The organism is Eikenella glucosivorans (genome assembly GCF_016025525.2).
In the GTDB taxonomy this organism is placed as follows: domain Bacteria; phylum Pseudomonadota; class Gammaproteobacteria; order Burkholderiales; family Neisseriaceae; genus Eikenella; species Eikenella glucosivorans.
In genome coordinates, this window is sequence record NZ_JACSGR010000006.1 from 232,805 (window position 1) to 244,239 (window position 11,435).

14 protein-coding genes and 1 tRNA gene are annotated in these 11,435 nt (G+C 57.8%); 9 read left to right on the top strand and 6 right to left on the bottom strand.

Annotated elements, in window-relative coordinates; all coding sequences use genetic code 11:
- Nucleotides 1-12: 12 nt before the first annotated feature.
- From trpD to H9Q10_RS09190, 5 genes are all read right to left on the bottom strand, one after another.
- Nucleotides 13-1,053, bottom strand: a complete 1,041-nt coding sequence (gene trpD / locus H9Q10_RS09170) for an anthranilate phosphoribosyltransferase (RefSeq protein ID WP_197903659.1) — start codon at nucleotides 1,051-1,053, stop codon at nucleotides 13-15.
- A 195-nt stretch (nucleotides 1,054-1,248) separates the two neighbouring features.
- Nucleotides 1,249-1,695, bottom strand: a complete 447-nt coding sequence (locus tag H9Q10_RS09175) for a GatB/YqeY domain-containing protein (RefSeq protein WP_197903660.1) — start codon at nucleotides 1,693-1,695, stop codon at nucleotides 1,249-1,251.
- A 116-nt stretch (nucleotides 1,696-1,811) separates the two neighbouring features.
- Nucleotides 1,812-2,387, bottom strand: coding sequence for an aminodeoxychorismate/anthranilate synthase component II (locus H9Q10_RS09180; RefSeq protein WP_197903661.1), 576 nt, complete (start codon nucleotides 2,385-2,387; stop codon nucleotides 1,812-1,814).
- A gap of 113 nt (nucleotides 2,388-2,500) precedes the next feature.
- Nucleotides 2,501-3,664, bottom strand: a complete 1,164-nt coding sequence (locus tag H9Q10_RS09185; RefSeq protein ID WP_197903662.1) for an NYN domain-containing protein — start codon at nucleotides 3,662-3,664, stop codon at nucleotides 2,501-2,503.
- Nucleotides 3,665-3,785: 121 nt separating this feature from the next.
- A complete protein-coding gene (locus H9Q10_RS09190; RefSeq protein WP_238480180.1) occupies nucleotides 3,786-4,397 on the bottom strand; it encodes an SCO family protein in 612 nt (203 codons plus the stop codon).
- A gap of 171 nt (nucleotides 4,398-4,568) precedes the next feature.
- Between H9Q10_RS09190 and H9Q10_RS09195 the strand changes: the two genes are divergently transcribed.
- The 9 genes from H9Q10_RS09195 to accD all read left to right on the top strand — a co-directional run bounded on the left by H9Q10_RS09195 (nucleotide 4,569) and on the right by accD (nucleotide 10,482).
- Nucleotides 4,569-4,653 (top strand) — tRNA-Leu (locus H9Q10_RS09195).
- A gap of 465 nt (nucleotides 4,654-5,118) precedes the next feature.
- Nucleotides 5,119-5,886: a PhnD/SsuA/transferrin family substrate-binding protein gene (locus H9Q10_RS09200; protein WP_197903664.1), complete on the top strand. Its 768-nt coding sequence runs from the start codon at nucleotides 5,119-5,121 to the stop codon at nucleotides 5,884-5,886.
- A gap of 49 nt (nucleotides 5,887-5,935) precedes the next feature.
- The gene (locus H9Q10_RS09205) at nucleotides 5,936-6,214 is read left to right on the top strand and encodes an ACT domain-containing protein (protein ID WP_197903665.1); all 279 of its coding nucleotides are present in this window, start codon (nucleotides 5,936-5,938) and stop codon (nucleotides 6,212-6,214) included.
- A gap of 37 nt (nucleotides 6,215-6,251) precedes the next feature.
- Complete coding sequence (locus tag H9Q10_RS09210) at nucleotides 6,252-6,530, top strand: hypothetical protein (RefSeq protein WP_197903666.1); 279 nt, start codon at nucleotides 6,252-6,254, stop codon at nucleotides 6,528-6,530.
- Between the two features lie 50 nt (nucleotides 6,531-6,580).
- Nucleotides 6,581-7,939 (top strand): PFL family protein, encoded by a 1,359-nt coding sequence (locus H9Q10_RS09215; RefSeq protein WP_197903667.1) that lies wholly within the window; start codon nucleotides 6,581-6,583, stop codon nucleotides 7,937-7,939.
- A 254-nt stretch (nucleotides 7,940-8,193) separates the two neighbouring features.
- A complete protein-coding gene (locus tag H9Q10_RS12185; RefSeq protein ID WP_238480181.1) occupies nucleotides 8,194-8,337 on the top strand; it encodes a hypothetical protein in 144 nt (47 codons plus the stop codon).
- A gap of 102 nt (nucleotides 8,338-8,439) precedes the next feature.
- Nucleotides 8,440-9,213, top strand: coding sequence for a tryptophan synthase subunit alpha (gene trpA / locus H9Q10_RS09225; protein ID WP_197903668.1), 774 nt, complete (start codon nucleotides 8,440-8,442; stop codon nucleotides 9,211-9,213).
- A gap of 31 nt (nucleotides 9,214-9,244) precedes the next feature.
- Entirely contained in the window at nucleotides 9,245-9,481 is a 237-nt protein-coding gene (locus H9Q10_RS09230; RefSeq protein WP_197903669.1) for a colicin immunity protein, read from the top strand.
- Nucleotides 9,482-9,618: 137 nt separating this feature from the next.
- On the top strand, nucleotides 9,619-10,482 hold the full coding sequence (gene accD / locus H9Q10_RS09235; protein ID WP_197903670.1) for an acetyl-CoA carboxylase, carboxyltransferase subunit beta: 864 nt from the start codon (nucleotides 9,619-9,621) through the stop codon (nucleotides 10,480-10,482).
- Between the two features lie 185 nt (nucleotides 10,483-10,667).
- On the opposite strand, the gene H9Q10_RS09240 is transcribed toward accD, so the two are convergent.
- Nucleotides 10,668-11,435 (bottom strand): transposase (locus H9Q10_RS09240; RefSeq protein ID WP_238480182.1); only part of this gene is annotated, 768 nt, incomplete at its 5' end.

The window sequence follows — 11,435 nt, forward strand, 5'->3', positions numbered from 1 at the left end:
AACCTTTCCACCTCAGCCCGCTTGTGCGGCCAGCTTTTGCGAGAAAGCGGCCACTTCGTCGCGTTTGGCGCGGGCTTTGCCGCTGTCGATGGCTTCGCGCGCCATGTCCACGCCTTCGTCGAGCGTGGTGGCCACGTTACCGGCGTAGAGCGTGGCGCCGGCGTTGAGCAGCACGATGTCGCGGTGTGCGCCCGCCTCGCCGGCGAGCACGCGGTTCATCACGGCGAGCGATTCGGCGGCGGAGGCCACTTTGATGTCGTCTAAATTAGCGCGCACGGGCAGGCCGAATTGTTCGGGGTGGATGTCGTATTCGGCGATGAGGCCGTCTTTGAGCTCGGCCACGCGGGTGGGGCCGGTGAGGGTGATTTCATCCAGCCCGTCGCTGCCGTGCACCACGAGGGCGTGTTTGCTGCCGAGCTGCTGGAACACGCGGGATAGGATGCCGACGAGGTCGATGTGGAACACGCCGATGAGCTGGTTGGCGGCGCCGGCGGGGTTGGTGAGCGGGCCCAACACGTTAAACACGGTGCGCACGCCGAGCGCTCGGCGCACGGGGGCAACGTATTTCATGCTGCTGTGGTGGTTGGGGGCGAACATGAAGCCGGCGCCGCAGTGGTCGATGCATTGCCCCACCTGCTCGGGCGTGAGCGAGAGGGCGATGCCGGCGAGCTCCATCACGTCGGCCGAGCCGCTGGAGGAGGATACGCTGCGGTTGCCGTGTTTGGCCACTTTGGCGCCGGCGGCGGCGGCCACAAACATGGCGGTGCTGGAAATATTGAAGGTGTGGGCGCCGTCGCCGCCGGTGCCGACCACGTCCACTAGCTTATCGGGCTCGGCCACGGGCACTTGGGCGGCGAATTCGCGCATCACTTGGGCGGCGGCGCTGATTTCGGACACGGTTTCCACTTTGATGCGCAGGCCGATGAGGATGGCGGCAATCAGCTCGGGGGCAACTTCGCCGCGCATGATTTGGCGCATGAGGCTGGTCATTTCGTCGTGGAAGAGCTCGTTGTTGCTGAGCAGGCGCTGGAGGGCTTGTTGGGGGGTGAACATGGTTTGCGGTTCCTTTGCGGGTGGTTTGGGTGTTTGGGTGAAACTCTTTTTGCTCGTTTTAGCTTCGCAGAAACCCAGCCTTGCTTCGCAGTACATCGTTCCACTGCGTTGAAGCTGTGCTTTCAAGTAGCCTTTGCGGAGAAAGAAAAGGCTACCTGAAAAATGTTTTGGGTTTCAGGTAGCCTTTTGCCTGGGCTATTTTTGCAGGGCGGCTTTGAGCAGGCGGCTCACGTCGCCCATGTCGGCTTGGCCGGCGAGGCGTTTTTTCAGCACGCCCATGGCTTTGCCCATGTCGGCCATGCCGGCGGCGCCGGTTTCGGCGATGGCGGCGGCTACGGCGTTTTGGATTTCGGCTTCGGAGAGCATTTCGGGCAGGTAGCGCTGGAGGATTTCGACTTCGGCGAGCTCTTTGTCGGCGAGGTCTTGGCGGCCGGCCTGCTGGTAGATGGCGGCGCTTTCTTTGCGCTGTTTGATCATTTTGCCGAGCATGGCGGTAACTTTGGCATCATCGGCTTCTTGGCGCTCGTCCACTTCGTAGCGTTTGATTTCGGCATTGGCGAGGCGGATGGTGGAGAGGGCGAGGGTGTCGTGGGCGCGCATGGCGGTTTTCATGTCTTCGGTGAGGCGGGCTTTCAGGCTCATGATTTTTCCTTTGTTTGCGATGGATTGGGTTTGGGGCTCGGCTGAAGTTTTGGCGAAACTGGCTTCGCTCGTTTTAACTGCGTTGAAGCTTCGCTTTCAGGTGGCCTTTGGCATTTCTAACGGGGGGCGTGCTGCCTGAGGAAGTTGGCGAGCATGTCGTGGCCGTGTTCGGTGAGCAGGGCTTCGGGGTGGAATTGTACGCCTTCTATGGGGTGTTGTTTATGGCGCACGCCCATGATTTCGCCGTCTTCCGTCCAGGCGGTGATGTCGAGGCATTCGGGCAGGCTGGCGCGTTCGATGGCGAGGCTGTGGTAGCGGGTGCAGGTGACGGGGTTGGGCAGGCCGGCGAAGACGCCGCTGTTTTGGTGGTGCACAGGGGAGACTTTGCCGTGCATGAGCTTTTGCGCGCGCACGATGCGGCCGCCGAAGGCTTCGCCGATGGCCTGGTGGCCGAGGCATACGCCTAAGATGGGAATCTGCCCGGCAAAATGCTGAAGAGCGGGCACGGAAATGCCGGCTTCTTTGGGCGAGCAGGGGCCGGGGCCAATCACGAGGTATTGCGGCTGCAGGGCGGCGATGTCGCTCAGGCTGATGTCGTCGTTGCGGCGCACGCTGATTTCTTGGCCGAGCTCGGCGAAGTATTGGACGATGTTGTAGGTGAATGAGTCGTAGTTGTCGATAAATAACAGCATGATGTGGTTTCTTTGCGGGATGAGGCTACCTGAAAAATATCGGCTTTGCAGAAATGCCGTGGTGCTGCATTTTAATTTCGTTGAAGCGGTGTTTTCAGGTAGCCTGTTGTTGGCTAGGCTTGCTCGGTTTTCACGATGAATTGCTTGTTGATGCGGATGCGCTCGCCGCGGCCGGCTTTTTTGATTTCCACCCAGTCGCTGTAGATGGAGTGGATGAGGTCGCGGCCGTTGGCGCAGCCGTATTGGATGGGATCGATAGCTGCGGGGAGTTGTTTGACTACGTCGCCGAGGCGGGCCCAGCCGTCTTGGTCGGCGGTATGCTGGATGGCCTGCTGTACCAGTGGGATGAGTTTGGTGAAGGAGGGTTTGGCGGCCTTGGGCGGGTTGTTTTCGGTTTTGGCGGGGCGGGAGCTGGGTTTGGCGGGTTTGGTGTCTGCGGGCTGGTCGTTTGGTTTGGGCTCGTTTTGGCGAAGCTCGCTGCGCTCGTTTTTGCTGCGCAGAAAATCGCTTTGCTCGCTTTCAGGTAGCCTTTCGGGGCGGGATTCGGTTTTGCGGCGCACTTGGAGCTGGTTGTTGTCGGTGCGGTGTTCGAAGATGTCGAAGGATTTGATGAGGTCGGAGAGTTTGCCGTAGCCATAGAGGCGGGAGTCGAAGTCGGGGTTGGTTTTGTTGATGTAGCTGCCGATGGGGCCGAGGTTGGCCCAGCCGAGGTCGTCGGCGTTTTCGCGCACGGCGCGTTTGAGCAGGGGCAGGGCGTCGGGGGTGTTGTTGGCTTCTTCGGCGGCGGGGGCGGGTGTTTTGCCGTTGCTGCGTTCTTTGTTGGCGCGTTGTTTTTCGGGCAGGAAGATTTCGGTGTAAACGAATTTGTCGCAGGCTTTGCGGAAGGCGGTGGGGGTTTTCTTTTCGCCGAAGCCGTATACGGTGAGCCCGCTTTCGCGCAGGCGGCTGGCGAGGCGGGTGAAGTCGGAATCGCTGGATACGATGCAGAAGCCGTCGAAGTTGCCGCTGTATAAAAGGTCCATGGCGTCGATGACGAGGGCCATGTCGGTGGCGTTTTTGCCTTTGGTGTAGGCGAATTGCTGCACGGGGATGATGGCGTGGGGCAGGAGGGCGGCTTTCCATTTGGAGAGGCCGTGGCTCCAGTCGCCGTAGATGCGTTTGACGCTGGCTATGCCGTATTTGGCGATTTCTTCGAGCAGGCGGTCGATGATGTCGGCGGGGGCGTTGTCGGCGTCGATGAGTACGGCGAGGCGGGCTTGTTGGTCGTTTTTCTGCATGGTTTGGGGTTTCTTATGTGGAGGCTACCTGGAAAATATCAGGCTGCGTTTGCCTTTGCTGTTTTAGCTTCGCAGAAACTCTGCTTCCTTCGGAAACATCGTTTTCAGGTAGCCTTTTGGGTTAAGGCTGTTGGTTTAACAGGGTTTGGATGTCTTGCGCGAGGTGTTCGGCGCTTTGCCCGAATGGTTCGAGCACGGCTGCCCGGCCTTGGCGGTTGAGCAGGAAGGTGCCGGTGCTGTGGTCTACGGTGTAGAAGCCGTTGGCGTTCGGTGGCTGGGCGGCGGCGGTGGCGCCGTATTGCTTCATCACGGCCTGTACGTTTTCCCGGCTGCCGGTGAGCCCGATAAAGCTCGGGTTGAAGGCGGGCACGTAGCGCGCCAGCAGCTCGGGCGTGTCGCGCTCGGGATCGACAGAAATAAACAACACCTGTACTTGCCCGGCCTGTTCGGGCGGCAGCTGGGCGAGGGCTTGGGCGTGGGTGAGCAGGTGGGTGGGGCAAACATCGGGGCAGTGGGAGTAGCCGAAAATCAGTGCCACCACTTTGCCTTTGAAACTGCTCAGGCCGACAGTTTGCCCGCTGTGCGCGGTGAGCGTGAAATCGCCGCCGATGAGTTCTTGCCGCAGGTCGGCACCGTGAAACGGGGCGGGGGCAACCGCGCTGGCGGCGGCAGATGCTGCTGAATCGCCGCTTTGCCGGGCGGGGCAGCCGGCCAGTAGCAGGGCGATGGTCATCAAAATTATCGGTTTGCACATGGCGGCGGATTATATAACACCCGAGCGGCTTGCTGCGATTGTTGTTTTATTTCCATTGGAAACACGGTTTTGTATAGTGAAATCACTTTTGCTTGGGTAAAAAACTTTACAAACGCGGAAAAATGCCTATAATGCGCATCTTCCTCACCTGCCCAGGTGGCGAAATTGGTAGACGCAGGGGACTCAAAATCCCCCGCCGCAAGGTGTGTCGGTTCGAGTCCGACCCTGGGCACCACAAACCGCTTTTCAAGCGGTTGTTTTTTTATTTGTAGCAATCGCTAAATTCACCTCCTTTTCTCATTGCCCTGTTATTTTACAGATTCCGTTTTATTTATCTTTCTTTAAAATCAATTCAAATTTTCTAGGCCGGCCTGCTACGAGGCAATGCTGTATGGGCGGTTTTGACAAGGCCTTTGGCATATGACAAAAGTTTTGCCGGAATTGCTGCTGGCGGACGGTGTTTTCTGCGCGGCAAAGGTGGTAATATAACTAAACTAAGACAAGAATAACGGTATCTATTCTCAAGCAGACAGGAAGGGAATAAGCAAAAAGCCTGGCGGAGGCGGGCGATTGTATTATTAACTTCGTTTGGTTTATGCGCTCACCCCGTTGGTGTTGCATGCTAACCCAGTTGGAATTTACGCTTTCAGGTAGCCTTCAGACTGCTTGAAATGGATCGGCTTAAAGCAAGGAAAACGTTATGGTACAACAAGCTGGAATAGATTTTGTGGTGGCGCCGGATTATTTGCCGGACCACTTCAGCAATTGGTATCTGCTCAGCAGCTATTTGCAGCGGGAAACCGAGCTGCTTATTCATTTGCAGCTGCCTTCTGCCGCGGCGGAAATCCAGGAGCTGGCCGAGGCCGGGAAGATGGCCATGCTGTATGCCAACGCTTTCGATGCCGTGGCGCTGATGAAAGATAAGGGTTACCTGCCGCTGGCGCGCCTGAAAGATAAATTCGATGAAGCAGTGGTGGCCGTATCCGCCGAATCAGAATATCAGAAGTTGGCAGATTTGCCTGCCGATGCACTGGTGAAGACCGGCCCGAACCCGGATATCCACTGCCTCGGCCTGCGCCTGCTCAAAGAAGCCGGGTTGGATGCGGATAAACTGAAAATCGAAGAAACGGCCACTTTCTCCCAAGCCGCTTCCGCACTGATTAAAGGCGGTGCCCAGGTCGGCTTCTTTGTGGCCGACACCTATGCCCACATGAGCAAACGCACGCTGGAGCAGCTGCGCGTGTTGCAGGAGAGCAAATTTGAAGCGGTAACGCATATGGTGGTGCTGCATCCCGATTTTGCCGAGCAGCAGGAAACCTTGCAGCAGGCTTTTGTGGACATGGCGGGCAAACCGGCCGGCCAAGCCGCCTTGGAATCGCTTGACTTGCCCGCCGGCTTTGCTGCTTTAACGCAGGAAGAAGCCGAGCAGATGGTGGCTGCGGCCGAAGGCGGCAAACAGGATGACTGAAACCGGCAAACAGCGTATGCTGGCGGCCTTTGATAGGAATTAAACGATTATGCCCCACACCCATTCTGTGCTCACCGTGATTGGCAAAGACCGCATCGGCATCGTGTTTGACGTGTCCAAGCTCTTGGCCGAACATCAAATCAACATCCTCAACATCAGCCAGCAGCTGATGGGCGATTATTTCACCATGATTATCTTGATGGATACCGCACGCTGCCCGAACAGCCGCGAAGAAATGCTGCGCGTGTTCGGCGAAGCCGGCAAACGGCTGGGGCTGGACATCCGCATGCAGAATGAAGCGCTGTTTCAAGCCATGCACCGGATTTGAGTTTCAGGCTACCTGAAAAATACCGCGAGGGAAATCCATGTCCATCAGCCTGTGCCGCCACCATCTCGCCCGGTTAAAACAAAAACGCCGCCATGATTACCATTTTTCAGGTAGCCATTTTTCAGGTAGCCTCAAGTTCTACGTAACCACGCCCAAACCCTGCTCCTGCTGGATGTGCGGCAATCCGCGTAAGTTCTACGGCAACGGGCAAGATGGCAAAACCGTGCAGGAAAAACGTGCCGCGCAGGCAATCGCCATCGGCAAACGTGAACCGCTGCCGGCCTGCCATACTGCGGGTTCTCGCTTGGAAGATTGATTTATCTTTTTCAGGTAGCCTGTACCCCATCAACCAAAAGAAAACACCCCATGCCCCATATCCATTCCGCTGAAATCCTCGAAACCGTCCGCATGGTTGCCGACCAAAACTTCGACGTGCGCACGCTCACCATCGGCATCGACCTGCACGACTGCATCTCTCCCGATCTCGACACGCTCAACCAAAATATCTACAACAAAATCACCCGCGTCGGCAAAGACCTGGTGGCCACAGCGCAATTTTTGTCGGCCAAATACGGCGTGCCGATTGTGAACCAGCGTATTTCCGTAACGCCCATTGCCCAAATCGCGGCGGCCACGGGCGCAGACAGCTATGTTTCCGTGGCGCAAACGCTCGATAAAGCGGCGAAAGCCATCGGCGTGTCGTTTATCGGCGGCTTTTCCGCGTTGGCACAAAAAGGCCTGTCGCCATCAGACGAAATCCTTATCCGCTCCATCCCCGAAGCCATGAAAACCACCGACATCGTGTGCAGCTCAGTTAATATCGGCAGCACGCGCGCCGGTATCAATATGGATGCGGTGAAGCTGATGGGCGAAACCATCAAGCGCACGGCAGGCATCACGCCCGAAGGCTTCGGCTGCGCCAAAATCGTCGTGTTCTGCAACGCGGTGGACGACAACCCCTTTATGGCAGGCGCGTTCCACGGCGCGGGCGAAGGCGACGTGATGCTGAACGTAGGCGTGTCCGGCCCCGGCGTGGTGCAGGCCGCCTTGGCCGACTGTGCGGGCAAGGATTTGACCGAAATCGCCGAAATCGTGAAGAAAACCGCCTTTAAAATCACCCGCGTGGGCGAGCTTATCGGCCACGAAGCGGCACGCCGCCTGAACATCCCGTTCGGTATTTTGGATTTGTCGCTTGCGCCCACGCCGGCGGTGGGCGATTCGGTCGCCCGCATTTTGGAAGCGATGGGCTTGAGCGTGTGCGGCACGCACGGCACCACTGCCGCGCTCGCGCTGTTGAACGACGCGGTGAAAAAAGGCGGCATGATGGCCAGCAGCGCGGTGGGCGGGCTGAGCGGCGCATTCATCCCCGTGTCGGAAGACGAAGGCATGATTGCGGCGGCCGAAAGCGGCATCCTGACACTGGACAAGCTGGAAGCCATGACCGCCGTGTGCTCCGTGGGGTTGGACATGATTGCCGTACCCGGCCGTACCTCCGCCGCCACGATTGCCGGCATCATCGCCGACGAAGCCGCCATCGGCATGATTAACAGCAAGACTACCGCCGTACGCATCATCCCCGTGCCGGGCAAGGATGTGGGCGAGAGCGTGGAATTTGGCGGCCTCTTGGGTTATGCGCCGATTATGCCGGTAAAGGAAGGCAGCTGCGAAGTGTTTGTGAACCGCGGCGGGCGGATTCCCGCACCGGTGCAGTCGTTGAAGAACTAGCGCGAAAAAGCAGCCTATAGCGAAAAAGCAGCCTATAATTATTGGGTAAGGAGCAGGCTGCTTTCTGGTTTTCAGGTAGCCTGCACCTAATACGACACAAACCGTGCACGAAATGCAAGACCTGTTTTACTGCTGCTTGGCAGGCAGTGATGTCGAACGCTGTTGCACCCTTGCTACCGCGCTCGTCCGATTTTGTTTTCTTGGAAAAGATTTTCGCGCCCGAAGCCGATATTTTTTGTTTTGTATTTTTGCCCGTGCAAAAGTCCTTCCGTTTCAAATACGATTTCGGCTGGGGACAGATAATCGACAGCCGCGAAAATTGGACGGCAGGCGAAACCGCCGCATTGGGGGCAGCGGTAAACCGTGTTGCAAAAAATATTTTTTCAGGTAGCCTTTAGCGGCTGCCGGCTTTGCCGCAAGCCGCCGCACTTTTTTCAGGTAGCCTCAAGCAGTTTCAAGCAGCCCCAAACAATCAACAATCGAGAGATGGAAAGAACCCAATGAAACGCATCTTCCAACACCCGCAAGGCCGTAAAGCCCTTGTTACCTACATCACCGCCGGCGATCCCAGCCTGGAAACCACACTGGAGCTGATGCACAGCCTCGCCGCCAACGGTGCCGACATCATCGAGCTGGGCGTGCCCTTTTCCGATCCGATGGCCGACGGCCCCACCATCCAGCGCGCCGCCGAACGCGCCCTGGCACAAGGCGTAACGCTCGCCGACGTGCTCGACACCGTGCGCCGCTTCCGCCAAAGCAACCAAAACACCCCCGTGGTGCTCATGGGCTACCTGAACCCCATCCACAAAATGGGCTATGCCGAATTCGCCCGCGCCGCCGCCCAAGCCGGCGTAGACGGCGTGCTCACCGTCGACAGCCCGATCGAAACCATCGCCCCGCTGCACGAAGCGCTCAAAGCCGAACACATCGATACCATCTTCCTCATCGCCCCCACCACCGGCGAAGCGCGCATGGCCAAAATCGCCAAACTCGCTTCCGGCTTCGTGTATTACGTTTCCCTCAAAGGCGTAACCGGTTCGGCCAGCCTGAATACCGCCGAAGTGGCAGACAAAGTCGCCGTGTTGCGCCGCCATGTGCCGATTCCGATTTGTGTGGGCTTCGGCATCAGCGACGCTGAGAGCGCGCGGCAAATCGCCACCGTGGCCGACGGTGTGGTCATCGGCAGCCGCATCGTGAAGGAAATCGAAGCCAATCCCGGCCGAGAAAGCGAAGCGGTGGGCAGATTGGTGAGAAGCCTGAAAGACGCCATCTGAGGCTACCTGAAAAATCGAGGTTGCCCGATACATGACACGTAGAGAATTAATTTGCTTGGGCGAACGCATCATGGCAGCGGAAGACGACGAAGCCCTGCTGGAAGAACTGATGGCGCAGTTCGACCGCCATGTGCCGCACCCCGAAGGCAGCGGCCTGTTTTTCTACCCTGAAGGCTGGAACGCCCGCCACGGCAGCTTGGCCGATTACGCCCCGACGGCGGAAGAAGTGGTGGATGCCTGCCTGGCCTACCGGCCAATTTGCCTGTAAAAACGCCCGCAGCCGGGCAAAATCCTTGCGGCCTTTACAAAACTTGCCTAAACCGCCGCCATTAGCTACCATCCCGCCCGACTGTTGTGTTGCCCCAGCGGCAAACAAAATCCAATTAGGAGCAAATGGAGTAAATCATGAGTTGGCTCGACAAAATCCTCCCCCCAAAAATCAAACGCGAAGACAACGGCAAATCCGGCGTGCCCGAAGGCCTGTGGCGCAAATGCCCCGCCTGCGCCGAAGTATTGTATGCGTCTGATTTGGAACACAATCACCAAGTCTGCCCCAAATGCGGGCACCACAACCCGCTCAGCGCCCGCGAGCGACTCGATCTGCTGCTGGACGAAAACGGCCGCGAAGAAATCGGCGAGAGCGTGAAGCCCACCGACATCCTCAAGTTTAAAGACAGCAAAAAATACCCCGACCGCCTCAGCGCCGCACGCAAGGCCACCGGCGAAAACGACGCGCTGGTGGTGATGAAGGGCGAGATGGACGGGCTGCCGGTGGTGGTGGCCGCGTTTGAGTTCCGCTTTATCGGCGGCTCGATGGGCTCGGTGGTGGGCGAACGCTTCGTGCGCGGCGTGCGTGCGGCGGCGGAGCACGGCTGCGCCTTCGTGTGCGTGGCCGCTTCTGGCGGGGCGCGTATGCAGGAAGGCCTCAGCTCGCTGATGCAGATGACCAAAACCAGCGCCGTGCTGCACTTGTTGAATGACAAGCAGCTGCCGTTCATTTCGGTGCTCACCGATCCCACCATGGGCGGCGTGTCCGCCAGCTTCGCCTTTTTGGGCGACGTGGTGCTGGCCGAGCCGAACGCGCTGGTGGGCTTCGCCGGCCCGCGCGTGATCGAGCAGACCGTGCGCGAAAAACTGCCGGAAGGCTTCCAGCGCGCCGAGTTCCTGCTGGAAAAGGGCGCCATCGACCAGATTGTGGATCGCCGCGAAATGAAGGCACGGATTGCCAAACTCATCCGCCTGCTGCGCAACCAGCCGGTGGCGGCTTAAGCAGAGGTGTCAGGATAGGGAACAGGCCGGAGCGAAACCCGGCCTGTTTGGTTTGAATGTTGTCTGGATGGTTTGAATGAGATACCGTATTCCGTGTCAACATAAATTTTCAATAAATTTGCAAATCGCAGACACGGCAAAGCAGCAACGGTTAAAACCGGTGCTGTTTTATTTTGTGCTCCGTTTCAGGCAGCCTTGCGGTGTCTTTCCTGATCGAAAGGCTGGCCGGATTTCAGCACGGCATAGGCGTATTTGACGATTTTACACATCATCAGAATATACACCTGCTTCGGATGCTTGCCCTGTTTTATCTTTTGCTCAAACCAAGGCCGCCACAGCTTGCTTCGCAGGCAGACTATCCGGGCGGGGATATACAGGGCTTTGCGCACAAATTTATCACCCATCTTGGATACCTTGGTCATCTTTACGCTGGTGCCCGAATCTTTGACCATGGGCGACAAACCCAAATAGCTAATCAGTTTGCGGCTGTTCGGAAACTTGTCAATATCGACCAGTACGGAGAGCAGCCAAGTGGCCGTGATTTGACCTACCCCGTCTATGGTTTGCAGTAGTTCATGCTGCCTGTTCAATTCCGCATCCTGCTCAATCAGGCTTTGCATTTCCTGCCGGCATTGCGCGATTTCGGATTCCAACAACCCAATCACCCTATCCAAACTATCTTGCGTTGCCCAATCGGCCACCTTGCGCCGGTTGGTTTCCATGTTCAACAGTACGGTGAGCTGCTCGACACGGCGGCTCAGGCATTTGAGGGTATTGCGGCTGGCAGACAGGGGCTGCCACAGGGGCGGGTTTTCCCGCTGGCAGTAGTCGGCTATCAGCTTGGCATCCTGTTTGTCGGTTTTGGTACGCCTTAGCTGTAGAAAATAACCGCGTTGTTTACACCACAGGTTGAGAAAAATAAGCCTGCAACACCTCAAACGGCGTATCGCCGT

Coding starts and splice junctions, on each gene's coding strand:
- trpD (WP_197903659.1), bottom strand. CDS start 1,053: ATGTTCACCCCCCAACAAGCCCTCCAGCGCCTGCTCAGCAACAACGAG.
- H9Q10_RS09175 (WP_197903660.1), bottom strand. CDS start 1,695: ATGAGCCTGAAAGCCCGCCTCACCGAAGACATGAAAACCGCCATGCGC.
- H9Q10_RS09180 (WP_197903661.1), bottom strand. CDS start 2,387: ATGCTGTTATTTATCGACAACTACGACTCATTCACCTACAACATCGTC.
- H9Q10_RS09185 (WP_197903662.1), bottom strand. CDS start 3,664: ATGCAGAAAAACGACCAACAAGCCCGCCTCGCCGTACTCATCGACGCC.
- H9Q10_RS09190 (WP_238480180.1), bottom strand. CDS start 4,397: ATGACCATCGCCCTGCTACTGGCCGGCTGCCCCGCCCGGCAAAGCGGC.
- H9Q10_RS09200 (WP_197903664.1), top strand. CDS start 5,119: ATGGTACAACAAGCTGGAATAGATTTTGTGGTGGCGCCGGATTATTTG.
- H9Q10_RS09205 (WP_197903665.1), top strand. CDS start 5,936: ATGCCCCACACCCATTCTGTGCTCACCGTGATTGGCAAAGACCGCATC.
- H9Q10_RS09210 (WP_197903666.1), top strand. CDS start 6,252: ATGTCCATCAGCCTGTGCCGCCACCATCTCGCCCGGTTAAAACAAAAA.
- H9Q10_RS09215 (WP_197903667.1), top strand. CDS start 6,581: ATGCCCCATATCCATTCCGCTGAAATCCTCGAAACCGTCCGCATGGTT.
- trpA (WP_197903668.1), top strand. CDS start 8,440: ATGAAACGCATCTTCCAACACCCGCAAGGCCGTAAAGCCCTTGTTACC.
- H9Q10_RS09230 (WP_197903669.1), top strand. CDS start 9,245: ATGACACGTAGAGAATTAATTTGCTTGGGCGAACGCATCATGGCAGCG.
- accD (WP_197903670.1), top strand. CDS start 9,619: ATGAGTTGGCTCGACAAAATCCTCCCCCCAAAAATCAAACGCGAAGAC.